We start from the raw sequence: 25,973 nt of genomic DNA on the forward strand, positions 1-25,973 counted from the left end.
GTTCAGCCGTCGGTCGAGCAGGTCACGGTTTCCCATGCGTCGATGTCGGCCAGCCGCTGGGCGAGGGCGGTGCGCACCAGGCCCAGTGCATCGCTGCCGAGCAACAGGTGGGCGGGCGGCTTGTCGCTCTCGACCAGGCGCAGGATGGCCTGCGCCGCGCGCGCCGGGTCGCCGGGCTGCCTGCCGTTCTTTTCCAGGCGCGCCTGGCGCACCGGTGCGAAGCTGGCGTCGTAGTCGTCGATCGCGCGCGGGCTGCGCACCATCGAGCGGCCAGCCCAGTCGGTGCGGAAGGATCCCGGCGCGACGGCGGTGACCGCGATGCCGAACGGGGCCAGTTCCTGGCTCAGGGTGTCCGAGATGCCCTCCAGGGCGAACTTGCTGCCGCAGTAATAGGCGATGCCCGGCATGGTGATGGTGCCGCCCATCGAAGTGATGTTGACGATATGGCCCCGGCGGCGCCGGCGCATGGCCAGCAGCACGGCCTTGATCATGGCCACCGCGCCGAACACATTGACCTCGAACTGGTCGCGCATCTCTTGCAGCGGCGATTCTTCCAGCACGCCCTCATGACCATAGCCGGCGTTATTGACCAGCACGTCGATCGGGCCCAGTGTGCGTTCGACCCGGGCCACGACTGCGTCGATGGCGGCGGTATCGGTCACGTCCAGCAGCTGTGGATGTGCGCGCGCCGCATCGAGGGCCGCGAAGTCGGCGGCCTGCCCTGCGCTGCGCACCGTGCCGGCCACCTGGTGTCCCGCATCGACGGCCGCCTGGGCCAGCGCCCGGCCGAAACCGCTGCTGACGCCGGTGATGAAGAATAGCTTGCTCATGGTTCCTCCTTGTTTGCGATGACTGGCATGATATTCTCCGAACTTGCACCCTTGATGCCTGAAATAGCAGATTTCTAGCCCAATCCTATGAGTGATCGTGAACAAACCGTCGCCCTGCTGCAGTCGCTGTGCGCGCTGGAGGGCTATAACCTGACGCCGTTGCCGGATGTACGGCTGCTGCGCTCCGACCGCCCGCTGGCGCGCACGCCGGTGCTGTACGACCCGGGCATCGTGATCGTCTGCCAGGGCAGCAAGCAGGGTTATTTCGGCGGCGAGGTGTATCGCTACGACGCCCAGCACTACTTGGCGGTGGCGGTGCCGGTGCCGTTCACGATGGAGACCCAGGCCAGCGCGGCCGAGCCGCTGCTGGCCATCTACCTGCACCTGGATTTCGAACTGGCGGCCGACGTGCTGCTCCAGATCCAGCAGCATGGCAGGCTGGCAGAGGCGGGTGCGCAAAGCATGGTCTCGACGCCGGTCGATGCGGCTTTTGCGGCGACCGTGCTGCGCCTGGTGCAGGCGCTGGCCGACCCCTTGGCGGCGGCGGTGCTGGGCCGCGGATTGTTGCGCGAGCTGTATTACCGCGTGCTGACCGGGGAGCAGGGCGGCGCCATGCGCGCTGCGTTGGCGCAGCAGGGCCGCTTCGGCAAGATCTTCAAGACCCTGCGCCGCATCCACGCGGCCTACCGCGAGCCGCTGACGGTGGAACAGCTGGCGCTGGACGCCGCCATGAGCGTGCCCACCTACCACCACCATTTCAAGGCGGTGACCGGCACCACGCCGATCCAGTATCTAAAATCGACCCGGCTGCACCAGGCGCGCCTGCTCATGGTGCGCAACGAGCGCAGCGCGGCGGTCGCGGCGTCGGAAGTGGGTTATGAGAGCGCCTCGCAGTTCGGACGCGAGTTCAAGCGCCTGTTTGGCCTGACCCCGGCGCAGGAAGCCAGGCGCATGCGCGCCAGCTTCGCCCTGCCGCCGCAGGCCAATCCGGTATTCGTGTCGTCGCATTGAGACTGCCTACGTTCCGCTGAAGTGGTCCCAGCCTGTCAGCCCCAGGTCGAGCGGCGCGCCGTGCGCGTCGACCAGGCGCAGGCCGGGCGCGGCCTCGATCGTGCCGACCCGGGTGACCGGTGTCGCGGCCTGCACCGCGGCCGCCAGCACTGCATCGCGTTGCCCCTCTGGCACCGTGAAGCACAGTTCGTAGTCGTCGCCGCCGGCCGTCGTGAAGCGGCGCCGCAGGTCGCGGCCTTGCCGCGCCAGCACCGGGCCGGCCGGCAGTGCGTCGACGTCGAGCGTGGCGCCGACGCTTGATGCCGCCAGGATGTGCCCGAGGTCGCCGATCAAACCATCCGAGATGTCGAGCGCCGCATGGGCGCATGGGGCCGCGGCCAGCGCCAGGCCCAGCGCCACGCGCGGCGTGGGCATGTGCAGCCTCGATGCGGCCTGCGCCTGCAGTGACGGGAAGAGCTCGACCTCTTTCCAATAGCCGGCCAGCGCCAGGCGCGCATCGCCCAGCGTGCCCGAGATCCAGATATCGTCGCCGGGGCGGGCCGCCGAGCGCCGGAGCGCGTGGCCGGGCGCAAGTTCACCGAACACGGTGATGCAGATATTGAGCGGGCCCTTGGTCGTGTCGCCGCCGATCAGTTCGCACTCATGCGCGTCGGCCAGCGCGAACAGGCCTTGCGAGAATCCTTCGAGCCACGCCGGGTCGGCCTGCGGCAGCGCCAGCGACAAGGTAAAAGCCACGGGCCGGGCGCCCATCGCGGCCAGGTCCGAGAGATTCACGGCCAGCGCCTTGTGGCCCAGCATGACAGGATCGGCGCCGGCGAAGAAATGCCGGTCTTCGACCAGCATGTCGGTCGAGATCGCGAGCTGGCGGTTGGGTGCGGGCGTGAGCAGTGCGCAGTCGTCGCCAATGCCGAGCGTGGCGCGTCCCTGGCGGTCGCGCTTGAAGTAGCGTTTGATGAGGTCGAATTCGGAAAGCATGGCGGCGATTGTACATGGGCGAGAAATGCTGCAACCGCACATAGAAATGGCAGGTCGAATGGTAAAAATACGTAGCCATTGACAACATGCTGTCTGATAGAATCGAAAGCCCCGATTTGTTCCAGGAAGGCTGCCCAGCATGGATTCGTCATCTGACAAAAAAGAAGAATTACGTCAGCAACTGCGTCAAGCAGCGCTCGAGTATCACCAGTTTCCCCGTCCCGGCAAGATCAGCGTGGCGCCGACCAAGGGCCTGCTGAACCAGCGCGACCTCGCGCTGGCCTATTCGCCGGGCGTGGCCGCGCCATGCGAAGAGATCGTCAAGGACCCGGCCAATGCCTACAAGTACACCGCGCGCGGCAACCTGGTCGCCGTGATTTCCAACGGCACCGCCGTGCTGGGCCTGGGCAATATCGGCCCGCTGGCGTCGAAGCCGGTCATGGAAGGCAAGGGCGTGCTGTTCAAGAAGTTCGCCGCGATCGACGTGTTCGACATCGAGATCAACGAGACCGACCCCGATAAACTGGTCGACATCATCGCCGCGCTCGAACCGACCTTCGGCGGCGTGAACCTCGAAGACATCAAGGCGCCCGAGTGCTTCGACATCGAGCGCCGGCTGCGCGAGCGCATGAAGATCCCGGTCTTCCACGACGACCAGCACGGCACCGCGATCATCGTCGGCGCCGCCATCCTGAACGGCCTGAAGGTCGTCAACAAGAATCTCAAGGAATGCAAGCTGGTGGTCTCGGGCGCCGGCGCGGCCGCGCTGGCCTGCCTCGACCTGATCGTCGACCTGGGCTTCCCGATCGAGAACATCTTCGTCACCGACCTGGCCGGCGTGGTCTATAAAGGCCGCGTCGAATTGATGGACCCGGATAAGGAACGCTTCGCGCAAGACACGCCGCACCGTTCGCTGGCTGACGTCATTCCCGGCGCCGACATCTTCCTGGGCCTGTCCGCCGGCGGCGTGCTCAAGCAGGACATGGTCGCCCAGATGGCCCCGAGCCCGCTGATCCTGGCGCTGGCCAACCCGAACCCCGAGATCCTGCCCGAAGACGCGAAAGCGGTGCGCGGCGACGCCATCATCGCCACCGGCCGTTCGGACTACCCGAACCAGGTCAACAACGTCCTGTGCTTCCCGTATATGTTCCGCGGCGCGCTGGACTGCGGCGCGACCACCATCACGCGCGAAATGGAAATCGCCGTGGTGCATGCTATCGCCGACCTGGCCCACGCCGAGCAGTCGGACATCGTGGCCTCGGCCTACGGCATCTCGAACCTGTCCTTCGGTCCGGAATACCTGATCCCGATGCCGTTCGATCCGCGCCTGTTGACGCATATCGCGCCGGCCGTGGCCAAGGCCGCGATGGACGGCGGCGTCGCCACCCGTCCGATCGAAGACCTGGAAGCCTACGCCGAGACCCTGCAGCAGTTCGTGTACCGCAGCGGCACCTTCATGAAGCCGCTGTTCACCGTGGCCAAGGCGGCGCCGAATGAACTGAAACGCATCGTCTACGCCGAGGGCGAGGACGAGCGCGTGCTGCGCGCGGTGCAGGTGGTGGTCGACGAAAAGCTGGCGCGCCCGATCCTGGTCGGCCGTCCGGCGGTGCTGGAGCAGCGCATCGAGAAATTCGGCCTGCGCCTCAAGCTGGGCGTGCACTTCGACGTGATCAATCCCGACTTCGACGAGCGCTATCGCGACTACTGGACCACCTATCACCAGATGGTGATGCGCAAGGGCGTGACCCCGGACCTGGCCAAGCTGGCCATGCGCCGCCGCCACACCCTGATCGGCGCCATGATGATCCACAAGGGCGAAGCCGACGGCATGATTTGCGGCACCTACGGCACCACCCAGATGCACCTGGACTTCATCGACCAGGTGCTGGGCAAGCGCCCCGGCGCCAATGTGTACGCGGCGATGAACTTCATCATCACGCCGGAACGCCAGCTGGCGATGGTCGACACGCATGTGAACGAGAACCCGAACGCCGAGCAGCTGGCCGAGATCACGATCATGGCGGCCGAGGAGATGGAACGCTTCGGCATCGTGCCGCGCGCGGCCCTGCTGTCGCACTCGAACTTTGGCAGCGCCAATTCGGAATCGGCGCAAAAGATGCGCGCCGCCCTGGCCCTGGTGCAGCAGCAGAAGCCCGAGCTGGAAATCGACGGCGAGATGCACGGCGACGCCGCGCTCGACGTCAAGATGCGCGCCAAGATCATGCCGGAATCGACCCTGAAGGGCGAAGCCAACCTGCTGGTGCTGCCGAATATCGACGCCGCCAATATCTCGTACAACCTGGTCAAGACGGCGGCCGGCAACGGCATCGCCATCGGCCCGGTCCTGCTCGGCTGCGCGCGCGCCGTCCATATCCTGACCCCTTCGGCCACGGTGCGCAGGATCGTCAATATGACAGCCCTGGCCGTGGTGGATGCAGTTTCCCAGCGGTAAGTTTTGAACGGCTGAGTTTGCCACGCCTGGCCTGGCGCTCTTGCGCGAGGTCAGGCGTTTTTGTATCCACCTGTCGCTGTTTGTCATCCTGCAAAGACACTGGTAACAAACCGTAAGCGACCGGCGCGGCGCGTCATTTTCGGGTCATAATGTTCAGATAAGTGTTGCCCTAATTGCACTGATTTCTGTCGCGCAATCCGGCAAACCAACCTCCTCTGTTACAATCCTTGCTTGGCCGGGCTCGTCAGCTACCGCGTGGCGCCCGCAAGACCACCTTCTTATCCATCCAAGAACATGCAAAACAAACGAGCCCTCATCACCGGTATCACCGGCCAGGATGGCGCCTATTTGGCCCAGTTGCTCCTGGAAAAAGGCTATCACGTCACCGGCACCTACCGTCGTTCGAGCTCGGTCAATTTCTGGCGCATCGATGAACTCGGCATCACCTCGCACCCGAACCTGTCGCTGGTCGAATACGACCTGACCGACCTGGCTTCGAGCCTGCGCCTGATCGAATCGGCGCAGCCGAGCGAGGTATACAACCTGGCGGCCCAGAGCTTCGTCGGCGTGTCCTTCGACCAGCCGGTGACCACCGCCTCGATTACCGGCCTGGGGGCCGTCAACCTGCTCGAAGCCATCCGCATCGTCAACCCCAGGATTCGCTTCTACCAGGCGTCGACGTCCGAAATGTTCGGCAAGGTGCAGGCCATCCCGCAGAAAGAAGATACCCCGTTCTATCCGCGCAGCCCGTATGGCGTGGCCAAGCTGTACGCGCATTGGATGACCATCAATTACCGCGAATCGTATGACATCTTCGGTTCCTCGGGCATCCTGTTCAACCACGAGTCGCCACTGCGCGGCCGCGAGTTCGTGACGCGCAAGATCACCGATTCGGTGGCCAAGATCGTGCAGGGCAAGCTGGAGCTGCTCGAGCTGGGCAATATGGACGCCAAGCGCGACTGGGGCTTCGCCAAGGAATATGTCGAAGGCATGTGGCGCATGCTGCAGGCCGACAAGCCCGACACCTATGTGCTGGCGACCAACCGCACCGAGACCGTGCGCGATTTCGTCACCATGGCCTTCAAGGCCGCCGACGTCACGCTCGACTGGAGCGGCAGCGGCGAGCAAGAGGTTGCCCATTGCAGCAAGAGCGGCAAGCAGCTGGTGGGCGTGTCGCCCAAATTCTACCGTCCGGCCGAAGTCGAGCTGCTGATCGGCGACCCAGAGAAAGCCAGGCGCGAGCTGGGCTGGGAACCGAAGACCACGCTCGAAGAGCTGTGCCAGATGATGGTCGACGCCGACCTGCGCCGCAACGAACAGGGTTTCTCGTTCTGATATGACGCGCCTGGCCACGGATGACGTTTCCGCTCTCGCGCCTCGGGCGACGGAACGCGAAGGGGAGGGCCGCCGCGCCCTGATCACGGGCCTGCGCGGCTTCACCGGCCATTACCTGGCGCAAGAGCTTACGGCCGCAGGCTACCGTGTGTTCGGCACCGCGATGCCGGGCGACGAGCTCGGACCAGATATGTTCGCGGTCGACCTGTGCGACCGCGACGCGGTGGCCGCCATGGTCGCCGAAGCCAGGCCCGATGTCGTGGCCCACCTGGCCGGCATCGCCTTCGTGGGCCATGCCAACGTCGAGGCGATCTACCGCGTCAACGTGGTCGGCACCCGCAACCTGCTCGAAGCGCTGAGCGCGGGGTCGCATCGTCCGACCAGCGTGCTGTTGGCCTCGTCGGCCAATATCTATGGCAACGCCAATGTGCCCGTCATCGACGAAAGCGTGCCGCCGGCCCCGGCCAACGACTATGCGGTCAGCAAGCTGGCGATGGAATACATGGCGCGCCTGTGGATGGACAAGCTGCCGATCACGATCGCGCGGCCATTCAACTATACGGGCGTGGGCCAGGCAGAGAATTTCTTGCTGCCCAAGATCGTCAATCACTTCCGCCGCAACGAGAAACGCATCGAGCTGGGCAACCTCGCCATCGCCCGCGATTTCTCGGACGTGCGCATGGTGGCGCGCAGCTATCGCCGCCTGCTGGCGGCGGCGCCTGCGGGCGAAGCCTTCAATGTCTGCTCCGGGACCCCGCACTCGTTATCGAGCGTGATCGAGACGATGGGCGAGATCGCCGGCTATCGTATCGACGTGCAAGTCAACCCCGCCTTCGTGCGCGCCAACGACGTGCTGCAGCTGACCGGCAGCAATCGCAAGCTGGCCGCCGCGATCGGAGAATTGGCGCCGACCCCGCTGCATGAGACGCTGGATTGGATGTACAGGGCGTGAAACCCGCAGTCATCAAGGTCGGGCTGGGGACCACCATGGTCGAGCCTGGCCTGACGGGCGGCCGGCTGGACGGCATCGGTGTCTATACCCGGGCCTTGATGCAGCACCTGCCGGCCACCGGCTGCAAGGTGGCGCCGTATTCCTGGCCGCGTCCGCGCCAGGGCCAGGCCGGCATCTCGATCGGCCAGGCTTTTCCCACATCGTTCGAAGCCGCGAGCCTGGTAGAGCTGGTGACGCCGGGTGCGCACCGGGTCCACATGCCGCTGGATATCTTCCACGCGACTGATTATCGCGTGGTGCGCATGGATTGTCCGGTGGTGGCAACCCTGCACGACGCGCTGCCGATCAAGCACCCCGAATGGTGCAACCCGCGCCTGCGCAAGCTGAAGAACTGGCTACAGGTCAAGGCGGCGCGCAAGGCCGACCACGTGATCGCGGTGTCCCGGTTCGCGGTCGCGGAACTGGTCGAATGCTTCGGCATCGACGAGCGGCGCATCTCGGTCGTTCCCAATGGTGTCGACGAAGCGTGGCTGGCGGCGCCCGATCCACAAGCGGTCAGCGGTACCCTGGCGGCCTACGGCCTGCAGCCGGGTTATTTCCTTTTTGTTGGGACGCTGCAACCGCGCAAGAACCTCGAGCGCGTGCTCGAGGCCTACCTGGCGCTGCCTGCGCCGCTGCGCGCCGAGCGCGGCCTGGTCGTCGTCGGCGCTCCCGGCGCCCGCAGCGACAGCCTGGCGGCGGCGCTCAGGGCGGCGCGGGCCGCGGGCGAGAACGTGGCCTGGCTCGATCGCCTGACCGACGATGCGCAATTGCGCCACCTGTATGCCGGCGCCGGCGTGTTCGTCTTTCCATCCCTGTATGAAGGCTATGGCATTCCGGTACTGGAAGCCTTTGCCTCGAACGTGCCGGTGGTGACGTCGACGGTGACCTCGCTGCCCGAGGTGGCGGGCGAGGCGGCCTTGCTGGTCGACCCGCTGTCGCGTGGCGCCATCGGTGACGCCATGCGCATCCTGGCCACCGACCCTGTTGCGCGCGCGCGCTGTATCGGCGCCGGACGCGCCCGCGCCGAACAACTGACATGGCAAAACACCGCACGCCTGACGGCAGAGGTGTACCGTGCCGTCCTTTCGCAGTAAGCTGAGCTGATTATGCGTGTCCTTCATTTCTACAAGACCTACCACCCCGATTCCGTGGGCGGGGTCGAACAGGTGATCCGCCAGATGTGCGTGGGCACCGGCCGCCTCGGCGTGACCAATACCGTGCTGTCGCTGTCGCGCCACGACAACCTGGTCCCGTTCGAGTTCGAAGGCCATATGGTGCACCGCGTGCCGCTCAATGCCGAAATCGCCTCCAACGCCATCTCGGTGCAGTCGATCGGCGCGCTGGCGCGCCTGGCGAAGCAGGCCGATGTCGTGCACTACCACTTCCCGTGGCCGTTCATGGACCTGGCCCACTTCATGGCCCGGGTCGACAAGCCGACGGTGGTCACTTACCACTCCGACATCGTGCGCCAGCGCCACCTGCTGCGCCTGTACCAGCCGCTCAAGCACCGCTTCCTGAGAAGCGTCGATGCGATCGTCGCGACCTCGCCCAACTACCTGGGCTCGTCGACCGTGCTGGCGCGCTATCCTGCGAAGACCACGGTCATTCCCTTCGGCCTGGATCGCGACACCTATCCCCAGCCCGACCCGGCCCGCCTGGCGCACTGGCGCGAGCGGGTGGGCCCCAAATTCTTCCTGTTCGTGGGCGTGCTGCGCTACTACAAGGGCCTGCACATTCTGCTCGAGGCCGCGAAAGGCACCGACTATCCGATCGTGATCGTCGGCGCCGGCCCCATCGAGCAAGAGCTCAAGGAGCAGGCTGCGCGCCTGGGCCTGTCGAACGTGATGTTCGTCGGCGCGATCGATGAACCCGACAAGGTCGCGCTGCTGACCCTGAGCTATGCCGTCGCCTTCCCGTCGCACCTGCGCTCGGAAGCCTTCGGCATCTCGCTGCTCGAGGGCGCGATGTACGGCAAGCCCATGATCTCGAGCGAGATCGGCACCGGCACCACCTATATCAACGTCGATGGCGACACCGGCCTGGTGGTGCCGCCGTCCGACGCCACGGCGCTGCGCGCCGCGATGCGCACCTTGTGGGAAAACCCGGACATGGCGCGCGCCATGGGCCGGCGCGCTGAGCAGCGCTATGAAGAGTTGTTCACGTCCGAGAAGATGGCGGCCAATTACACGGCGCTGTACCACGAGCTGGTGGCAAGGCGCGCCGTCAAACCAAGCGACGCGGTCGCGGAAGATAAGGATGCCGAGGCCGTAGGGTCGGCGGCTCCGCCGCCGACGCGGTGATCGTTAACCACAAGATCATCCGGCGCGAAAATGGAGCCGCCAACCATCACCGCGTCGGCGGCATAGCCGCCAACCCTACGATCATCGAGAGGCCGGTCAGGCCGTCTCGGCCCAGCGCAGCCTGATCTCGCGAATCGCCGGCATCTGGTCGGCGAACAGGTCCACCAATTGCGGATCGAAGTGGCGGCCCTTCTGCTCGCGCAGGAAATTCACCGCATCTTCCTCGGTCCAGGCTTTCTTGTAGGGCCGCACCGAGGTCAGCGCGTCGAACACGTCGGCGATCGCCACGATCCTGCCCACCAGCGGAATATCCTCGCCGGCCAGCCCGTGCGGGTAGCCGCTGCCATCGTATTTCTCGTGATGGGTCAGTGCGATCTGGCGCGCCAGCGCCAGCATGCCGCCATCGTGCTCGCCGATGATCTCGGCGCCGATCGTCACGTGGCCCTGCATGATCTTCCATTCGTCCGGATCGAGCGGCCCCGGTTTTTGCAGGATGCGGTCGGGGATGCCGATCTTGCCGACGTCGTGCATCGGCGCCGCATGCAGCAGGTCGTCGGCTTCGATCTCGGTCATGCCGGCGGCGATGCCGAGGATGCGCGAGAAGTGGCTCATGCGGATCACGTGCAGGCCGGTCTCGTTGTCCTTGTACTCGGCCGCCAGGCCCAGGCGCTGCACGATCTCCAGGCGGCTGGCGCGCAGCTCTTCCATGCGCACCAGCGACAGGTGGGTGCGCACCCGGGCGCGCACCACGGGCGGGCTGACCGGCTTGGTGATGTAGTCGACCGCGCCGGCCTCGAAGCCTTCGACTTCGTCGGCGGTCTCGGTCAGGGCGGTGACGAAGATCACCGGCACCGAGGCGGTGGCGGGATGCGCCTTGAGGGCGGCGCACACTTCGTAGCCCGACATCCCGGGCATCATCACGTCCAGCAGCACCAGGTCGGGCTGCTCCTGGCGCGCCAGTTCGAGCGCGCGCGCGCCGTCCTTGGCAAACAGCAGGCGATAGTGGTCCTGCAGGATCTGGCGCAGCAACTGCAGGTTGCTGGCTTCGTCGTCGACCGCGAGGATCAGCGGGCGGGTATTCGGTTGGCTCATGCTGCGGATTGGCTGGAAGCGTCGTCAAGTGCCCCATCACCCAAGAGCTCCATGACGGTCTCCAGGTGCCCGAGGGCGAGGTCGAAGTCGAAGTCGGCGATCGCCGACTGGACCTGGGTCACGCGGGTGGCGGCCGGATGCGCCGCCAGCGCCGCGGCCAGGCTGGCCATGGCGCCGTCGTTCAGGGCGCCGCGCCGCAGCGCCTCGAGCAGCACGCCGCCGGCGCGCTGCGCGCGCGCCAGGTCGACCCGGTTGCCCGGGGCCGCCGGCGCCGGCGTCGCGGCCACCGCGCGCAGCGCGGCGAGCGCCGCATCCAGCGCATTGTTGGCGACCACCAGCGTGTTGGCGACCTGGCGCGCGTCGGTCGGCACCGTATTGGTGGCTTGCTCGAGCGCGGCCAGCGCGTCGGCCAGCAGCTCGAGGCCGATATTGGCGGCCGCGCCGCGCACCTTGTGCGCCAGCATGCGCAGCTTCAGGTGCTCGCCGCCGGCCGCGTGCAGGCGCAGCGCCTGGCCCAGGTCGGCGTACTGGCGGCCGAAGTGCTCGAGCGCCTCGGCATAGGCGTCTTCGCGGTTGCTCCAGCGGTGCAGGCCGGCGCGCCGGTTCAGCACCTCGCGCGGGGCAGTGCCGGCGCCGGAAGTGTCCGGCGCGCTGCCGGGCAGGCCGAGTACGCGCGCGATCTCGTGCGACAGCGCGAACCAGTCGACCGGCTTGCTGGCGAAACCGTCCATGCCGGCGTCGACGCTGGCCTTGCGGTGTTCCTGCAGCACGCTGGCGGTCATCGCGATCACCGGCAGGCGCTGGCGGCCGCTCGCCGCCTCTTGATCGCGAATGGCGCGGGTGGCGGCCAGGCCGTCCATGGTCGGCATCTGGAAGTCCATCAGGGCCAGGTCGTATTCGCCGCTGGCGGCCAGTTCGACCACCGCCGCACCGTCGCGCACCGCGGTCATGGTGTGGCCGCGGCGGGTCATCAACAGCTGCATCAGTTCCAGGTTCTGCGGCACGTCGTCGGCCACCAGCACCCGCAGCGGCGGCAGCACGGCGGCGCTGCGCACGCGCGGCGCCTGGCTCGCGAAGCGCGCCAGCACCAGCGGCGCCCGCACGTGGAAGGTGGTGCCGCGTCCGAGCTCACTCTCGGCCCAGATCCGCCCGCCCATCAGCTCGACCAGCTGCTTGCTGATCGTGGTGCCCAGGCCCGTGCCGCCGAAGCGGCGCGTCATCGAGGCGTCGGCCTGGGTGAAGGGATCGAAGATGGCGGCCAGGCGTTCGGGCGCGATGCCGATCCCGGTATCGACCACCGCGATGCACAGCTGGTCGCCCTCGGCGCCGACCTTGAGCGTCACGCTGCCGCTGGCGGTGAACTTGATCGCATTGTCGAGCAGGTTGGTCAGCACCTGGCGCATGCGCAACTCGTCGCCGCGCAGGCCCGTCGGCAGCGCCGGGTCGTACTGGATGTCCAGGTGAAGGCCCTTGGCGCGCGCGTTCGCGGCCAGGGTCGAGGACAGTTCGTCGATCAGCGACAGCAGGTTGTAGTCGTTCTGTTCCAGCTCGACCGCGCCTTTTTCGAGCTTGGCGGTGTCGAGGATCTCGTTGAGCAGGCGCAGCAGGGCGCGGCCGGCGCTGCGGATGGTGTCGAGGTGGCGCCGCTGTTCCACGTTCAGTTCGCCGTCCAGCAGCACGTCGGTGAAGCCGAGGATCGAATTCATCGGGGTGCGGATCTCGTGGCTCATATTGGCCACGAAGGTCGCGCGCGCCGCTGCCGCCTGCTCGGCGGCCTCCTTGGCGTCGCGCAGTGCCTGTTCCATCACGCGGCGTTCGGTGATGTCGAGGATGACCCCGTCGAGCCACTGGATGTCGCCCGCGTCGTTGCGCGCCGCCGTGCCGTTTTCCCACAGCCAGCGCACGCTGCCGTCGGCATGCAACAGGCGGTATTCGATCAGGAACGGCCGGTCTTCGCGCAAGGCGAGGCCGATCTCCTTGGCGACCCGGACCCGGTCCTCGGCGTGGATCAGGGCGCCGAATACGCGGCGCGGAGGCGCGCCCACGAAGTCGGTCGCCGGGTAGCCGGTCACGCGCTCGACGGCATCGCTGATGAAAATCATGGGCCAGTCATTGCCCAGCATGCTGCGATAGCCGATGCCGGGAATATTGCCGATCAGGGAACGGAACTGCTGTTCGCTGGTCTGCAGTGCCTGCTCCATGGCGCGCCGCTCGCTGATGTCGGTCACGAAGCAGACGAACAGGTCTTGCTCGCCCATCTGGGCGTGGCCGAGGGCGCCGCGTACCGGCACCTGGCTGCCATCCTTGCGCACACCAAAGGTTTCCATGCTGGCGTTGACGCCTTCCAGGCTCCCCCTGGCCAGCACGTGCAGCAGGCCACGCTCGGCCTGGTGATCCTTTTCATTGAGCAGCAGGGAGATATTCCGGCCGACGATCTCGTCGCGGCGCCATCCGAAGATGCGTTCGGCCGAGGCATTGAATTCGGTGACGGTGCCGTCGCGTCCGACCGTGATGACGCCATCGACCGTCGTCGTGAGCAGGGCGCGCATCCAGGCTTCGCTGCGCGCCAGGTCGAGGTACATCGCGCGGTAGCGCAGCAGGCCGTTGGCGGCGACCACGCCCAGCGACAGCGCGACCGTGATAACCGTGATCGACAGCGCCAGGAAGTCGCTGTTCGATCCGGACAGGCCCATCGGATCGGCTTCGCCGGCGAAGCGCGCGGCCGCCATGCCGGTGTAGTGCATGCCGGCGATCGCGCAGCCCATCACCACTGCCGCCACCAGCAGGCGGCGCGCATCGGTCATCGACTCGAAGCGCGACAGGCCGTGGCGCACGCCCAGCGCCAGTGTAGCGAGCACCACCGCGACCACGATCGACAGCGCGAACATGGCCGGGTCGTAGTAGAGGTCGAGGCGCATGCGCATGCCGGCCATGCCGGCATAGTGCATGGCGCCGATCCCGGCGCCGACCAGCACCCCGCCCACCAGCAGGTGGGGCAGGCGCAGCGCTGGGCGCGAGATCAGGTTCAGCGCGACCCACGACGCGCCGATGCTGGGCAGGGCCGACAGCAGCGTGGTCCAGTGGTCGTAGTGAACCGGCGTGCACAGGTTGAAGGCGAGCATGCCGATGAAGTGCATCGACCACACGCCGGCGCCCAGCGCCAGGCTGCCGGTGCCGAGCACGATGGCGCGGTGCGCTGCATTCGTGCTGGCGCGGCCCGTGATCTGCAAGCCCATCCAGGATGAAAAGATCGCCACCAGCACCGACAGCACGACCAGGCGTGGTTCGTACACGCCATAGGTCAGCATCGAAGGGTCGGTCGGGGCGCTAAAGAGCTGCAACATGAGTTCGGGGGGCCAGTCAGACAGCGAAACAATTGGTGAGAAATGACTGCGAAGTATGGCATTTTCCCAGATGGAAATGTTGTTGGCGACCGGAATTGTCAGATGATTGGCGAGGTTTTGTAGCGCGGGAGCGACCATTTCAGTGCATTCGTTGTTCGGAAATCATGCCCGCTGGTATGCTGGACCCACTGGGGACGCCGCCAGCCGCGTCCGCCACGGCCACAAGAGGAGGTCGCATGTCGATATGGCAAGCCTGCGTTGCCGCTGTCATCCTGGCCGCCTGTCCGGGCGCGGCGCGCAGTGCGCCACAGCCGCGCCTTTACCTCACTACTGAAACCTCGGCGCCGTCCAGCATGCTTGTAAATGGCCGCGTGGTCGGCATCGCCACGGACAAGCTCAGGAGTGCGCTGGCGCGTACCGGCGTGGCCTACGAGATCGCGTTGCTGCCCTGGAAGCGCGCCTATACGGCCGCCCTGCAGCGACCCGACACCTGCGTGTACTCCACCACCCGCACGCCAGAACGCGAAGCGTTGTTCAAGTGGATCGGGCCGCTCGATGCGGCGCAATGGGTGCTGATGGGGCGCGCCGACCGCAAGCTGGCGCTGACCAGCCTGGAACAGGCGCGCGGCCTGCGCATCGGCACCTATCACGGCGATGCGCGCGACGCCTACCTGCGCGGCCGCGGCTTCGTCACCGACGCCGCCCCGAACGACTTCCTGAATGCCCAGAAACTACTGCAGGGCCGGATCGACCTGTGGGCCGCCAGTTGGCGCCGGGGCAGCACCGTGCTGCAGCAGCATGGGTGGGACAAGCACATCGTGCCGGTGCTGGCCTTCCACCAGATCGAGGTCTACCTGGCCTGCAACCGGTCGGTGCCGGACACGCTGGTTGCACGCCTGAACGCCGAACTCGGCGCGATGGCGCGCGACGGCACGGCGCAGCGGATCGAACGTGCCTATGACTGAGAAGGCGGGGCCGGCGGCAGCGGGGTCTCGAAGCTTTCCGGCGGCAGGCCCTGGCACCAGCGCCGCCACATCAGCCGCAGCGCATGCTCGACGCCATCGGCGACCCGGACCATGGTGTCCGACTGGGGCAGCATGAAGTATCCGCGCAGCCCGGCGCGGATGGCGGCCAGCGCCTGCAGGTCGGCGCAGATGGCCGTGCCCCTGCCAACGAAATCCCCGGCATCGCTGGCGATGAAGTGCGCCAGCCCGCTGTGCTCGAGGAAGCTGGCGCTCTGCCGTCCCGGCACCGTGCCGCCGGCCAGGGTCAGGGTCGGCACGCCCATCCAGCCGGCGTGCATGGTCGTGGTGCCGCCCGAGTAGGGGAAGGTGTCGAGCGCCAGGTCGACCTGGTTGTGCAGCGTGAGGTACTCGACCATGCCGGCGCGGCCATGAAAGTCGAGGCGCTGCGGGGCAATGCCTTCTTCTTCCAGCCACGACAGCAACTGACCGCGGCCATCGCCCGCGGGCATCCCGGCCACCAGCAGTCGCGCATCGGGCACGGCGCGCAGCAGCGCCGCCCAGGCTCCGACGACCTGGCGATTGATCTTGCTGAGCCGGTTGAAGCTGCCGAAGGTGATGTGGCCGTTTTCCAGGGCCGGCAGCGGCACGACGTCGGGCGCGTGGGCATGGGGCACGAACGGTACCGACAACGGCAATTGCACCAGTTTTTCCGTGAACAGGTGGTCGAACCGCCCGTGCGGCAGGAACTTGCGGTCGGCCAGCACATAATCCATCGCCGACACGCCGGTCGTGCCGGGATAGCCCATCCACGACACCTGCAGCGGCGCCATCCTGCGCGCGAAGGCGGGCAGGCGGTTGAAGGAGGTATGGCCGGAAAGGTCGAACAGGATGTCGATGCCGTCGGCGCGCACCAGCTGTTCCAGCCCCGCATCGTCGAGCATGGACACGCCGCGCCAATGGTCGAGGTGGCCGCGCAGGCGCTCGCTGGTGGCGTCGTTCAGGGTATGGGTGTAGTAGGCGTACAGCTCCACGCCAGGACGCCCGGCGAAGTGCTCGAAGACCGGCTCGATGAACGTCGCCACCGCATGGTTGCGCAGGTCGCCAGAGACGAAGCCGACGCGCAGGCGGCGCTCGGGATCGGGCGTGTTGTCAAAAGGGGCGGGCGGTGCGACGTTGCGCGCGACCTGCCGGCCGTAGTGCAGATGTTCGGCGAACAGTTCTTCTGGCGTGATCCCGCTCACCTCGCTCAGGCAGAACAGCAGGTTGCTGTGGGCGTCGGTATTGTCGGGACTACGTTCCAGCAAGGCGCGATAGGCGGCCACGGCCTCGGTGAGCCGGCTCTGGGTTTGCAGGACCAAGGCGTAGGTGATGCTGGACCGTTCATGGTGCGGCGCGATCGCCAGCGCCGCACAGACGCTGGCTTGCGCCTCAAGCAGCCGGCCCAGCTCCGCCAGGGTGATGGCCAGGTGGTTATGGGCGTCCGCGTTGTCCGGCTGTTGGTCGATCGCCCGCCGCAGGGTGATTTCCGCTTCATCCAGCCGGTTGGCGCGCATCAGCAGCAGGCCCAGGTTGCTGAGCGCCTCGCCGTCGTCAGGGTCGAACCGGGCCGCCATCGCCATGCCGTGCAGGGCCTGTTCCGCCGCCCCACGCCGGTGCGCCACGCCGCCCATCAGCTTCCAGCCGAACGGATGCTGGGGAAAGCGCTCGACGAGCGACCGCGCGGCCGCCTCCGCTTCATCGAGCCGGCCTTGCGCGAACAGCGTGGCGGCGGCGTCGATCTCGGCGGCATCGGGCGCGCTGGCGCCCGCGAGCAGTCGTTCGATGTCGTCGAGCGCCGGGTCTTGCAGGCCATTGGACCGGCCCAATGCGAGCAGTTCGGCTGCGGCGGAGAACTGGCGTGCCTCGACCAGCGCCGCAAGGTAGTCGAGCCAGTGGGCCGCGGTCGCCGGGTCGCCCTCGAGGGCGGCGGCGTAATGCGGGATCGCCGCGGCCAGGTCGCCGGTCTGGCGCGTCAGCGCCGCCAGCGCATGGTGGGCGCCGGCATGGCCAGGCTGGAGTTCGAATACCGCCCGGTAGAGGGCGAGCGCCTGGTCCAGGTTGCCGGCTGCGGTCTCGTGGCGGGCGGCTTGCATGGCCTGGTCGACGATCTGGCGGATTTCGTCGGTGGGGGGGGAGGTGGTCATGGCGCTACATTAGGGCATGGCGCCGGGGAGGGTCAAGGATGTTGCAAGCAGGGGGAAAGAAGCGGAAGCGCGGAAAGCAAAAAGCCCGCGGTTCCTGTAAGGATGCGGGCTTCGCGCTGGGTACGACAATTTGATGCGGGTGGTGCCTCCGGCCGGAATCGAACCGGCACGCCTTACGGCGCTTGATTTTGAGTCAAGTGCGTCTACCAATTCCGCCACAGAGGCCCAATAGCAGGCGCGCATCTTAGCACATGGTGCATACAACTGACCAGTGCGAACAAGAAATTGACATCGCCGGGGGGGAATGGGCCAGTATGGCCGTCCGCCAGCCCTGCCTGTCCGCTCAGCGCGCAATCCGATGCTGCAACAGCCTTAAGCTCCCCACCGGCCCGACAATCTCCAGCACATGCTCACGCACCGCGACATTGATCGCGCCCTCTTGCCGCCTTAACCACGGCCGTGGGCGGAAGTAGCGGATGCTGGTGCTGTCGACAGCAAGGCGCCGGTAGCCCAGCGTGCCGAGCGTTTCGTCGAGCGTGCTGATCATGTAGTGGGCGTCGAAGCGGGTGCGCATCTCGAAGCGGCCCGGGCCGAGCATGAAGACCGGCAGCAGGCCGCCCACGATGGCCGGCAGCACCACATAGGGCAGCGGCGCGTCGGGGTCGATCAGGTGCAGCACCAGCACCAGCAGCGGCAGGCCGCCCAGCAAGGTCAGCGCCCAGGGCAGCGACTGGCGCCAGGTATCGGTGCGGCGCAGGAAGCCGGGGCGCTCCCGGATGCGCACGATCTCTGAAAACGTCACACTCTTCATGGTGATCTCTCCCTCACAGCATCTTGTGCAACGGTCGGGCACCAATAAATTGAACTGGCGCAACATCCATTCAACCCGGGTTTTGATCCTCATCGACTAAATCATTGTGACGAGCGGCTCCGGGCTGGTGCTTGACTCTACGCAAACACGCATCCTTTACGAACAGGTTCTCATATTGGCAACACTTGCCGCGCACAGGTGAATATCGTTGCTCGCGAAACGCATAAAAAACAAGCCGCACGAGCGTGCGGCTTGCCGGAAGTGGATGCTCACTTGTTCCTGCGGAACAGCCTGAAGCGCTCGTCGCGGTCCGAGGCGCGCCGGCCTTCCCACAGCGGGACCGTGTTGCGCACGCCCCATTTGCGCAGCAGCGCGCGGTCGTTGCGGTTGCGCAGGCTGTCCTGCAGCAGCACATACTCGCACTTGCCGCCGGCCAGGCTGACGAAGGGCAGGCGGCCATAGAAGGCCAGCGAAGCGCGCTGGGCCGGGCCGACATTGGTGTCGATGCAGTCGATGTCGGCCGGCAGGCGCGCCGCGATCTGCTGGGCCACGCCGGCGTAGCTCTTGCCGTAGTTCAGGTCGGGCAGGAACAGCGTCATCAACAGCACCCACAGCAGGATCAGGCCGCCGGACGACAGCACCACGGCGCGCCACAGCACCGATGGCTGGCGCGACAGGCGCCAGTGCACCAGCATCACCCAGCCGACGCTGGCGGCGGCGGCTACGGTGAAGGTGACGATGCCGATCTCGGGCGTGAAGCCGGGCACCAGCTTGAGCGCGTTCTTGGCCAGCTGGGCCGGCCAGCCGGTCAGCTTGGCGATCCAGAACAACCAGATGGTGGCGCCCAGCATGGTCAGCACCATCACCGAGAACCAGTCGATGGCGTTGATCGCGCCGCGCTTCATGGTCGGCAGGCCGAAGGCGGCCATCAGGGCCAGCGGCGGCAGCATCTTGAGGAAGTCGCTGTTCTCGGGCACCGGGTCGCACAGCAGTTGCAGCACCAGGGCCAGGAAGAAGAACACCGGCAGCACGATGTGCAGCATCTGCTGCTGGCGGCGCCAGGCCCAGATCGCCCACAGGGCGAACGGCCAGGCCGGCCAGAAGAACCAGATGCCGATCCGGAAGAAGGTCTTGACCGCGATCCAGCCCGGCAGGCCGAACTGCTCGCCGTTCCAGGCCAGCCAGTCGGCAACCGGCGACAGGCCATAGGGTTGCACGGCGATGGCGGGCAGGATCCACACCAGGGTCAGCCCGAAGCCGACGCCGGCCGCAACCGCCAGGTCGCGCAGCGCCTGGCCTGCCGGCATGTCCAGGTAGCGGGTGCAGGCGAACAGGGCCAGGATCAGCACCAGCGGCGGCAAGAAGCCTTGCGTCAGCGTCAGGGCGCCCAGGGCCAGGCCGACCAGCACCGCGTTGCGGATGCTGGTGTGCTCCACGTAGCGCACGGCGCGGTACAGGAAGTAGGCGAGCAGCGCGCCCTGCAGGGTCGCGGCCAGGGTCAGGTGGCTTTGCAGCAGCAGGCCCAGGCTGCCGAGGTAGATCAGGACGGCGGTGTCGCCCAGCGTGCGGCCGTAGTCGTTGGGCTCGGGCTGGCCGCCGAAGGCCAGGCGCAGCGGCTGCGCCTCGGCCCGTCGGCCGAGGTGGAAGGCGGTGTACCACAGCGACATCGTGCCCAGCACGAAGATGGCGATGGTCGAGACGCGCGCGGCCAGCACGTCGCCCAGGATCCAGCCGAACAGCTTGATGCAGATGGCGCCCAGCCAGAAGGCCAGGGGGCCTTCGTCGACGCTGGCCAGGCCGGCGATGTTCGGGTACAGCCAGTCATCCAGGCCGCCGTGCGCCATGGTCCACATGATGCCGAAGCTGCCGGCGTCTTCCTTCCACAGGTCGCGGCCGATGATGCCCGGCAGGATGTACAGCATGCCCAGCGCGAGCAGGGCCCAGCGGGGCAGCGCCAGGGTGGCGGCGGCGGGAAGACGGACTGGTTTCATCGGCAAATCTGATGGATAAAATAACTGCGTAGTATAGCTGCGAAAAAAAAAGAAGCCGCGGAGGCGGCTTCTTTCGCGAAGCCCGTGGGCTTCGAAGATTCTACTGCGGCAATTAGCCGTTGGCGACCGAGGTCTTCGAGCCGACTGCGCCGAACTTTTGGCGGAACTTCTCGACGCGACCGGCGGTGTCGACGATCTTGTGCTTGCCGGTGAAGAACGGGTGCGACTCAGCCGACACCTCGATCTTGACCAGTGGGTAATCTTTACCTTCGTGGTTGATCGTTTCGCGGGTGTTGATGGTCGAACGGGTGATGAATTTGAAGTCGCACGACAGGTCGTGGAAGACGACTTCGCGGTAATCTGGATGGGTATCGGTCTTCATGGTTCTGCTTTCTATTGAGTTGGTAGCCAAACAGCACTTCGTCGGTCAGACAGCTTCTTGACCCGATTGCCGATCACTTGCCAGGGATGGACTGAACCGGAGATTATAAAGCGGTTTTCGGCGTCAGGCAATGCCAAACAAAAAGGCCAAACAAAAAGGCAGCCCGAAGGCTGCCTTTGCGTGCGTCAAGCGTTGCGTGGCGTATCAGCCGCCGCGGCGCATCATGTCGAAGAACTCGACATTGTTCTTGGTCGCGCGCATCTTGTCGAGGATGAACTCCATCGCCTCGATCTCGTCCATCGAGTACAGCAGCTTGCGCAGGATCCAGATTTTCTGCAGCTGGTCGGGCTTGATCAGCAGTTCTTCGCGGCGGGTGCCCGATTTGTTCAGGTTGATCGCCGGATAGACGCGTTTTTCGGCCAGGCGGCGCTCCAGGTGCACCTCCATATTGCCGGTACCCTTGAATTCTTCGTAGATCACGTCGTCCATGCGCGAGCCGGTCTCGATCAGCGCGGTCGCGACGATGGTCAGCGAGCCGCCTTCCTCGACGTTGCGGGCGGCGCCGAAGAAACGCTTCGGACGCTGCAGCGCATTGGCGTCGACACCGCCGGTCAGCACCTTGCCCGAGGCCGGGATCACGGTGTTGTAGGCGCGCGCCAGGCGGGTGATCGAGTCCAGCAGGATGACCACGTCCTTCTTCATCTCGACCAGGCGCTTGGCTTTCTCGAGCACCATCTCGGCGACCTGTACGTGGCGGGTGGCCGGTTCGTCGAAGGTCGAGGCGACGACTTCGCCGCGCACCGAACGCTGCATCTCGGTCACTTCTTCAGGACGTTCGTCGATCAGCAGGACGATCAGGGTCACGTCCGGGTGGTTCGCCGTGATTGCGTGCGCGATGTGCTGCAGCATGACCGACTTGCCCGACTTTGGCGACGCCACCAGCAGGCCGCGCTGGCCCTTGCCGATCGGCGAGATCAGGTCGACGATGCGGCCGGTGATGTTCTCGGCGCCGTTCATGTCGCGCTCCAGGCGCAGCGGCTCGTTCGGGTGCAGCGGCGTCAGGTTTTCGAACAGGATGCGGTGCTTTGAAGCCTCTGGCGATTCGCCGTTGACCTTGTCGACCTTGACCAGCGCGAAATAGCGCTCGCCATCCTTTGGCGTACGCACTTCGCCTTCGATCGAGTCACCCGTATGCAAGTTGAAACGACGGATCTGCGACGGCGAGATATAGATGTCGTCGGTCGAAGCCATATAGCTCGCGTCCGGCGAGCGCAGGAAACCGAAACCGTCCGGCAGCACTTCGAGGGCGCCGTCGCCGAAGATCTGTTCGCCCTGTTTCGCGCGCTTCTTCAGGATCGCGAACATCAGTTCCTGTTTGCGCAGGCGGGCTGCGTTGTCGATGTCGAGGCCGATTGCCATTTCCAGCAGCGCGGAAACGTGCATCGCCTTCAGTTCAGATAAATGCATTATGTGGGTGACCCGTGACGGGTGAATGTGGTAGGGGAGGGGACTGCGTGGGTTAATGGAGGCGGGAGGGTGGCTCCCGGCCAATCTAGGTAAAGCGTGGCGATGACGCGGGCGCGTCGTCGCCGCTATCTTATATCAGATATTGCTGTCGATGAAAGCGGTCAGCTGGCCTTTTGCCAGTGCGCCGACTTTCTGGGCTGCGACCTGGCCGTTCTTGAACAGGATCAGGGTCGGGATGCCGCGGATACCGAACTGGGCCGGCACGGCCTGGTTCGCGTCGACGTCCATCTTGGCGATCGTGATCTTGCCGGCGTATTCCTTGGCCACTTCTTCCAGGATCGGGGCAATCATCTTGCAAGGGCCGCACCACTCGGCCCAGAAATCGACCAGCACCGGCTGCTCGGATTTGAGCACGTCGGCTTCGAAGGATGCATCGCTGATGTGTTTGATGTTTTCGCTCATGGTTTCCTCAATGTGAGGTAAGAATCGTTATTAACGCCTTGAGACAAGTCATGCGGAACGTCTCGACCGGCTACCGTGTTTACTTACTTGCCAAATATTGCAGCTACACAATGGTGGAGGCACTGTGTGCGAATTTCAATATTGGAAGAACGGCTAGAGGGTGTCAGGCGGGGAATGAGGCGAATAATACCCCATTTTTTAAAAAGTGTTCGGCGGTTTGTACAAAATCTCAACATTCCAGCGCCTGGCGCAATTGCTCTGGCGCGAGCGGCTTGCGGAAGGAACCCGCCACCCGCAATCCGAGGGCGCGCACCAGTTCTTCGGCCGCTTCGCGCACCTCGTCTTCGAGGGCCGACAGCAGGATTACCTTGCCGGTGTAGCCGTGGCTCGCCGCGGCCTGCAGGAACTCGATGCCATCCATCTCGGGCAGCACCAGGTCGCAGATCATCACGTCGGGCATCGCCTCGCCGAGCCGGGCCAGGGCCTGGCGCGCATCGAGTTCCAGGACGATCTCGCAAGGCCCGCAGGACGCCAGCATCTCGCGCATCACCTCGAGCAAGAGTTGGTCGTCGTCGAGCACCAGCACGCGCAGTAGCGCAAAACGGGGTGCGGCGGCATCGGGCGGCATATGCGTGATTATCCGGAACGGGTAAGGGCGGGGCGAGGGCCATTATGGCGAATAACCGGCACGACGGGTTGTCCGATTCCGTATTTATTTATCAGACACTGCCCGTGAAGCGCGCCAGGTGGCCCGGATGCCACATCGTGGCCACCGACGCCACCCGGCCGGCCGAGGTGGTGCGCCGGTGCAGTACCAGGCACGGGGCGCCGGGTTCGATCGCCAGCAGGCGTGCCTCTTCCATTGGCGCCGGCTGGGCCTCTATCGTATAGAAGGCGCCCTGCAGCGGCGCGACTGCCATCAGGTGCTCGTTGGGCGTGATGCGCGCGAAATCCTGTTCCAGGTAGGCTGGCGCGCAGCCCGGGTTGACCCAGCGGTCCTCGAGCTGGACCGGCACCTCGTTCTCGAAGTGGACGATCAGCGAATGGAACAAGGGCACGCCCGGCTCGAGCCCGAACTCGGCCGCCAGCGCGTCGTCGGCGGCCCTGGCCTGCAGCGCCAGCACGCGGCTGGCGTGCAGCTTGCCGCGCGCGCGGATCTCGTCGGCGATATTGCGGATCTCGACCAGGGTGGCCTGGTACTTTTGCGGGGCGACAAAGGTGCCCGAGCCCTGGCGCCGCACCAGCACCTGCTCGGCGGTGAGTTCGCGTACGGCGCGGTTGACGGTCATGCGCGACACGCCGAACTGGCGCACCAGCGCCTGCTCGGACGGCACCAGCTCGCCCTCTTTCCAGCGGCCGGAGGCGATCTCGCTCACCAGGTAATCCTTGATCTGCTGGAAAATGGGCGACTTTTCCTGCATGCTGTCTTGCGCGGTCTGTGCTTCCAAACTCAATCTCCGAATGCCTGGCCTCTGGGGCCACGCCCGATTCTAGCATCGGGGATTCGAAAGCAAGACCCGGAGTGCGGCCTGGCGGCGGCAGCTTCAGGATGTCGCTATTGCTGAAGGAGGACATCATCATGACAACAACGGATTGGGACGACATCGACAATATGCGCTGGGACGCCGTACAGCGGCGCGATGCCGGCGCCGATGGCAGTTTTTATTATTCGGTGCGCACCACCGGCGTCTACTGCCGGCCCTCGTGCCCGTCGCGCGGCGCCAAGCGCGCCAACGTCGCTTTCCACGCCAGCAGCCAGGAAGCCGAGGCGGCGGGCTTCCGGCCCTGCCTGCGCTGCGCGCCGCACCTGCCGCCGCTGGCCGAACGCCAGCGCGAGGCGGTGGCGCGCGCCTGCCGCCTGATCGAGGAGTCGGATGAGGAGCCCGACCTCGATACCCTGGCCCAGGCCGCCGGCATGAGCCGCTTCCACTTCCACCGCGTGTTCAAGGCCCGCACCGGGATCACGCCCAAGGCCTACGCGGCGGCCAGGCGCGGCGCCCGGGTGCGCCAGGAACTGGAAGGAGGCGCCTCGGTCACCGAAGCGCTGTACGGCGCCGGCTACGGCTCCAGCGGCCGCTTCTATGCGGCGTCGAACCAGGTGCTGGGCATGCAGCCGTCGAACTACCGCGCCGGCGGCCACGGCGAAACGATCCGCTTCGCCGTGGCCGAATGCTCGCTGGGCGCCATCCTGGTCGCGGCCACCGAACGCGGCATCTGCGCGATCCTGATCGGCGACCAGCCGGAACCACTGGTGGACGACCTGCAGGCGCGTTTCCCCAGGGCCGAGCTGCGCGGCGCGGAAGAAGGCTTCGAGCGCACGGTGGCGCTGGTGATCGGCCTGGTCGAGGAACCGCGCATCGGCCCCGACCTGGATCTGCCGCTCGACGTGCGCGGCACCGCCTTCCAGCAGCGCGTGTGGCAGGCGCTGCGCGCGATTCCGTCGGGCCAGACTGTCACCTACGCCGAATTGGCCGAACTGGTCGGCCTGGCTGGTGGGGCGCGCGCCGTGGCCGGGGCCTGCGCCGCCAATCCGGTGGCGGTCGCGATTCCCTGCCACCGCGTGGTGCGCACCGGCGGCGCGCTGTCCGGCTACCGCTGGGGCATCGAGCGCAAGCGTGCGCTGCTCGAGCGCGAGGCGGAGCAGTCATGATCGATTGGGATGACGTCGCTGCCCAGCTCGACGATGCCGGCTGCGCCGTGATTCCGGGCCTGCTCGATGCGCGCCATTGTGCGCGTTTCATTGCCGCCTACGACGAGCCGCAGCGCTTTCGCAGCCGGGTGGTAATGGAGCGCCACGGCTTCGGCCGCGGCGAATACCAGTATTTCGGGTATCCGCTGCCCGAACCGCTGGCCGAACTGCGCACCAGCCTGTATCCGCCGCTGGCGCGCATCGCCAACCGCTGGCAGGCGGCGCTCGGGCTGGAGCTCCGCTTTCCGGCGGAGCACGCGGATTTTCTCGCCACTTGCCACGCGGCCGGCCAGCTGCGCCCGACCCCGCTGCTGCTGCGCTACCGCGCCGGCGACTACAACTGCCTGCACCAGGACCTGTATGGCGAGCAGGTGTTCCCGCTGCAGGTGGCGGTGCTGCTGTCGCAGCCCGGCGAAGACTTTGATGGCGGCCAATTCGTGCTCACCGAACAGCGCCCGCGCATGCAGTCGCGCGCCGAAGTGGTGGGTCTCGAGCAGGGCGATGCCGTCGTGTTTGCGGTTAACCAGCGGCCGGTGCAGGGCACGCGCGGCGTGTACCGGGTGGCGATGCGGCATGGCGTCAGCCGGGTGCGGAGCGGCCTGCGCCATACCCTGGGGATCATCTTCCACGACGCCACCTGAAGGGCGCTCGGCCTCTCATGCAGTACACTCTTCGAACCGTGCCCACGAG

At 66.3% G+C, this 25,973-nt stretch carries 21 protein-coding genes and 1 tRNA gene; 9 read left to right on the top strand and 13 right to left on the bottom strand.

What is annotated here, in order from left to right:
* Positions 1 to 2: 2 nt before the first annotated feature.
* Positions 3 to 830, bottom strand: coding sequence for an oxidoreductase (locus tag E8M83_RS17905; protein WP_137174714.1), 828 nt, complete (start codon positions 828 to 830; stop codon positions 3 to 5).
* Positions 831 to 917: 87 nt separating this feature from the next.
* On the opposite strand from E8M83_RS17905, the gene E8M83_RS17910 reads away from it, so the two are divergent.
* Positions 918 to 1,841: an AraC family transcriptional regulator gene (locus E8M83_RS17910; RefSeq protein ID WP_137174715.1), complete on the top strand. Its 924-nt coding sequence runs from the start codon at positions 918 to 920 to the stop codon at positions 1,839 to 1,841.
* A 6-nt stretch (positions 1,842 to 1,847) separates the two neighbouring features.
* Here E8M83_RS17910 and thiL read toward each other — a convergent pair whose 3' ends face one another.
* Positions 1,848 to 2,816, bottom strand: a complete 969-nt coding sequence (gene thiL, locus E8M83_RS17915) for a thiamine-phosphate kinase (protein ID WP_137174716.1) — start codon at positions 2,814 to 2,816, stop codon at positions 1,848 to 1,850.
* Between the two features lie 139 nt (positions 2,817 to 2,955).
* Between thiL and E8M83_RS17920 the strand changes: the two genes are divergently transcribed.
* The 5 genes from E8M83_RS17920 to E8M83_RS17940 all read left to right on the top strand — a co-directional run bounded on the left by E8M83_RS17920 (position 2,956) and on the right by E8M83_RS17940 (position 9,897).
* Positions 2,956 to 5,268, top strand: coding sequence for an NADP-dependent malic enzyme (locus E8M83_RS17920; protein ID WP_137174717.1), 2,313 nt, complete (start codon positions 2,956 to 2,958; stop codon positions 5,266 to 5,268).
* 294 nt (positions 5,269 to 5,562) lie between these two features.
* Positions 5,563 to 6,603: a GDP-mannose 4,6-dehydratase gene (gene gmd, locus E8M83_RS17925; RefSeq protein ID WP_137174718.1), complete on the top strand. Its 1,041-nt coding sequence runs from the start codon at positions 5,563 to 5,565 to the stop codon at positions 6,601 to 6,603.
* A gap of 1 nt (position 6,604) precedes the next feature.
* Positions 6,605 to 7,555, top strand: a complete 951-nt coding sequence (locus E8M83_RS17930; protein WP_137174719.1) for a GDP-mannose 4,6-dehydratase — start codon at positions 6,605 to 6,607, stop codon at positions 7,553 to 7,555.
* A complete protein-coding gene (locus tag E8M83_RS17935; RefSeq protein ID WP_137174720.1) occupies positions 7,552 to 8,691 on the top strand; it encodes a glycosyltransferase family 1 protein in 1,140 nt (379 codons plus the stop codon). Before E8M83_RS17930 ends, E8M83_RS17935 begins: the two co-directional genes overlap by 4 nt.
* Positions 8,692 to 8,703: 12 nt before the next feature.
* A complete protein-coding gene (locus E8M83_RS17940) occupies positions 8,704 to 9,897 on the top strand; it encodes a glycosyltransferase family 4 protein (RefSeq protein WP_137174721.1) in 1,194 nt (397 codons plus the stop codon).
* A 96-nt stretch (positions 9,898 to 9,993) separates the two neighbouring features.
* Here E8M83_RS17940 and E8M83_RS17945 read toward each other — a convergent pair whose 3' ends face one another.
* Positions 9,994 to 10,989, bottom strand: coding sequence for an HD domain-containing phosphohydrolase (locus tag E8M83_RS17945; RefSeq protein WP_137174722.1), 996 nt, complete (start codon positions 10,987 to 10,989; stop codon positions 9,994 to 9,996).
* The gene (locus E8M83_RS17950) at positions 10,986 to 14,333 is read right to left on the bottom strand and encodes an MHYT domain-containing protein (protein WP_229491637.1); all 3,348 of its coding nucleotides are present in this window, start codon (positions 14,331 to 14,333) and stop codon (positions 10,986 to 10,988) included. The genes E8M83_RS17945 and E8M83_RS17950 overlap by 4 nt, the downstream gene beginning before the upstream one ends.
* 236 nt (positions 14,334 to 14,569) lie before the next feature.
* Here E8M83_RS17950 and E8M83_RS17955 point away from each other — a divergent pair, with 236 nt between their 5' ends.
* Positions 14,570 to 15,298 (top strand): ABC transporter substrate-binding protein, encoded by a 729-nt coding sequence (locus tag E8M83_RS17955; RefSeq protein ID WP_137174723.1) that lies wholly within the window; start codon positions 14,570 to 14,572, stop codon positions 15,296 to 15,298.
* Here E8M83_RS17955 and E8M83_RS17960 read toward each other — a convergent pair.
* The 9 genes from E8M83_RS17960 to hutC form a co-directional block, all read right to left on the bottom strand.
* Complete coding sequence (locus tag E8M83_RS17960; protein ID WP_137174724.1) at positions 15,289 to 17,481, bottom strand: glycosyltransferase family 41 protein; 2,193 nt, start codon at positions 17,479 to 17,481, stop codon at positions 15,289 to 15,291. The genes E8M83_RS17955 and E8M83_RS17960 overlap by 10 nt on opposite strands.
* A gap of 140 nt (positions 17,482 to 17,621) precedes the next feature.
* Positions 17,622 to 17,706 (bottom strand) — tRNA-Leu (locus E8M83_RS17965).
* 118 nt (positions 17,707 to 17,824) lie between these two features.
* The gene (locus E8M83_RS17970; protein WP_137174725.1) at positions 17,825 to 18,292 is read right to left on the bottom strand and encodes a hypothetical protein; all 468 of its coding nucleotides are present in this window, start codon (positions 18,290 to 18,292) and stop codon (positions 17,825 to 17,827) included.
* Positions 18,293 to 18,561: 269 nt separating this feature from the next.
* A complete protein-coding gene (locus tag E8M83_RS17975; RefSeq protein ID WP_137174726.1) occupies positions 18,562 to 20,283 on the bottom strand; it encodes a glycosyltransferase family 39 protein in 1,722 nt (573 codons plus the stop codon).
* Between the two features lie 112 nt (positions 20,284 to 20,395).
* Positions 20,396 to 20,665, bottom strand: a complete 270-nt coding sequence (locus E8M83_RS17980; RefSeq protein ID WP_137174727.1) for a type B 50S ribosomal protein L31 — start codon at positions 20,663 to 20,665, stop codon at positions 20,396 to 20,398.
* Between the two features lie 204 nt (positions 20,666 to 20,869).
* Positions 20,870 to 22,132, bottom strand: a complete 1,263-nt coding sequence (gene rho, locus E8M83_RS17985) for a transcription termination factor Rho (RefSeq protein ID WP_005665081.1) — start codon at positions 22,130 to 22,132, stop codon at positions 20,870 to 20,872.
* Between the two features lie 135 nt (positions 22,133 to 22,267).
* Positions 22,268 to 22,594, bottom strand: a complete 327-nt coding sequence (gene trxA / locus E8M83_RS17990; RefSeq protein WP_137174728.1) for a thioredoxin TrxA — start codon at positions 22,592 to 22,594, stop codon at positions 22,268 to 22,270.
* A 229-nt stretch (positions 22,595 to 22,823) separates the two neighbouring features.
* Complete coding sequence (locus tag E8M83_RS17995) at positions 22,824 to 23,222, bottom strand: response regulator (protein ID WP_137174729.1); 399 nt, start codon at positions 23,220 to 23,222, stop codon at positions 22,824 to 22,826.
* Positions 23,223 to 23,313: 91 nt separating this feature from the next.
* Positions 23,314 to 24,015, bottom strand: coding sequence for a histidine utilization repressor (gene hutC, locus E8M83_RS18000; RefSeq protein ID WP_137174933.1), 702 nt, complete (start codon positions 24,013 to 24,015; stop codon positions 23,314 to 23,316).
* Between the two features lie 158 nt (positions 24,016 to 24,173).
* Here hutC and ada point away from each other — a divergent pair, with 158 nt between their 5' ends.
* On the top strand, positions 24,174 to 25,244 hold the full coding sequence (ada, locus tag E8M83_RS18005) for a bifunctional DNA-binding transcriptional regulator/O6-methylguanine-DNA methyltransferase Ada (protein ID WP_137174730.1): 1,071 nt from the start codon (positions 24,174 to 24,176) through the stop codon (positions 25,242 to 25,244).
* Complete coding sequence (locus E8M83_RS18010) at positions 25,241 to 25,924, top strand: 2OG-Fe(II) oxygenase (protein WP_137174731.1); 684 nt, start codon at positions 25,241 to 25,243, stop codon at positions 25,922 to 25,924. Before ada ends, E8M83_RS18010 begins: the two co-directional genes overlap by 4 nt.
* The last annotated feature ends 49 nt before the right edge of the window (positions 25,925 to 25,973 follow it).

It is taken from the genome of Massilia sp. HP4 (assembly GCF_005222695.1).
GTDB lineage: Bacteria > Pseudomonadota > Gammaproteobacteria > Burkholderiales > Burkholderiaceae_D > Telluria.

Bases quoted from the DNA above. Each gene is read 5' to 3' on its own strand.
- E8M83_RS17905 (WP_137174714.1), bottom strand. From the start codon at position 830: ATGAGCAAGCTATTCTTCATCACCGGCGTCAGCAGCGGTTTCGGCCGG.
- E8M83_RS17910 (WP_137174715.1), top strand. From the start codon at position 918: ATGAGTGATCGTGAACAAACCGTCGCCCTGCTGCAGTCGCTGTGCGCG.
- thiL (WP_137174716.1), bottom strand. From the start codon at position 2,816: ATGCTTTCCGAATTCGACCTCATCAAACGCTACTTCAAGCGCGACCGC.
- E8M83_RS17920 (WP_137174717.1), top strand. From the start codon at position 2,956: ATGGATTCGTCATCTGACAAAAAAGAAGAATTACGTCAGCAACTGCGT.
- gmd (WP_137174718.1), top strand. From the start codon at position 5,563: ATGCAAAACAAACGAGCCCTCATCACCGGTATCACCGGCCAGGATGGC.
- E8M83_RS17930 (WP_137174719.1), top strand. From the start codon at position 6,605: ATGACGCGCCTGGCCACGGATGACGTTTCCGCTCTCGCGCCTCGGGCG.
- E8M83_RS17940 (WP_137174721.1), top strand. From the start codon at position 8,704: ATGCGTGTCCTTCATTTCTACAAGACCTACCACCCCGATTCCGTGGGC.
- E8M83_RS17945 (WP_137174722.1), bottom strand. From the start codon at position 10,989: ATGAGCCAACCGAATACCCGCCCGCTGATCCTCGCGGTCGACGACGAA.
- E8M83_RS17950 (WP_229491637.1), bottom strand. From the start codon at position 14,333: ATGTTGCAGCTCTTTAGCGCCCCGACCGACCCTTCGATGCTGACCTAT.
- E8M83_RS17955 (WP_137174723.1), top strand. From the start codon at position 14,570: ATGTCGATATGGCAAGCCTGCGTTGCCGCTGTCATCCTGGCCGCCTGT.
- E8M83_RS17960 (WP_137174724.1), bottom strand. From the start codon at position 17,481: ATGACCACCTCCCCCCCCACCGACGAAATCCGCCAGATCGTCGACCAG.
- E8M83_RS17970 (WP_137174725.1), bottom strand. From the start codon at position 18,292: ATGAAGAGTGTGACGTTTTCAGAGATCGTGCGCATCCGGGAGCGCCCC.
- E8M83_RS17975 (WP_137174726.1), bottom strand. From the start codon at position 20,283: ATGAAACCAGTCCGTCTTCCCGCCGCCGCCACCCTGGCGCTGCCCCGC.
- E8M83_RS17980 (WP_137174727.1), bottom strand. From the start codon at position 20,665: ATGAAGACCGATACCCATCCAGATTACCGCGAAGTCGTCTTCCACGAC.
- rho (WP_005665081.1), bottom strand. From the start codon at position 22,132: ATGCATTTATCTGAACTGAAGGCGATGCACGTTTCCGCGCTGCTGGAA.
- trxA (WP_137174728.1), bottom strand. From the start codon at position 22,594: ATGAGCGAAAACATCAAACACATCAGCGATGCATCCTTCGAAGCCGAC.
- E8M83_RS17995 (WP_137174729.1), bottom strand. From the start codon at position 23,222: ATGCCGCCCGATGCCGCCGCACCCCGTTTTGCGCTACTGCGCGTGCTG.
- hutC (WP_137174933.1), bottom strand. From the start codon at position 24,015: ATGCAGGAAAAGTCGCCCATTTTCCAGCAGATCAAGGATTACCTGGTG.
- ada (WP_137174730.1), top strand. From the start codon at position 24,174: ATGACAACAACGGATTGGGACGACATCGACAATATGCGCTGGGACGCC.
- E8M83_RS18010 (WP_137174731.1), top strand. From the start codon at position 25,241: ATGATCGATTGGGATGACGTCGCTGCCCAGCTCGACGATGCCGGCTGC.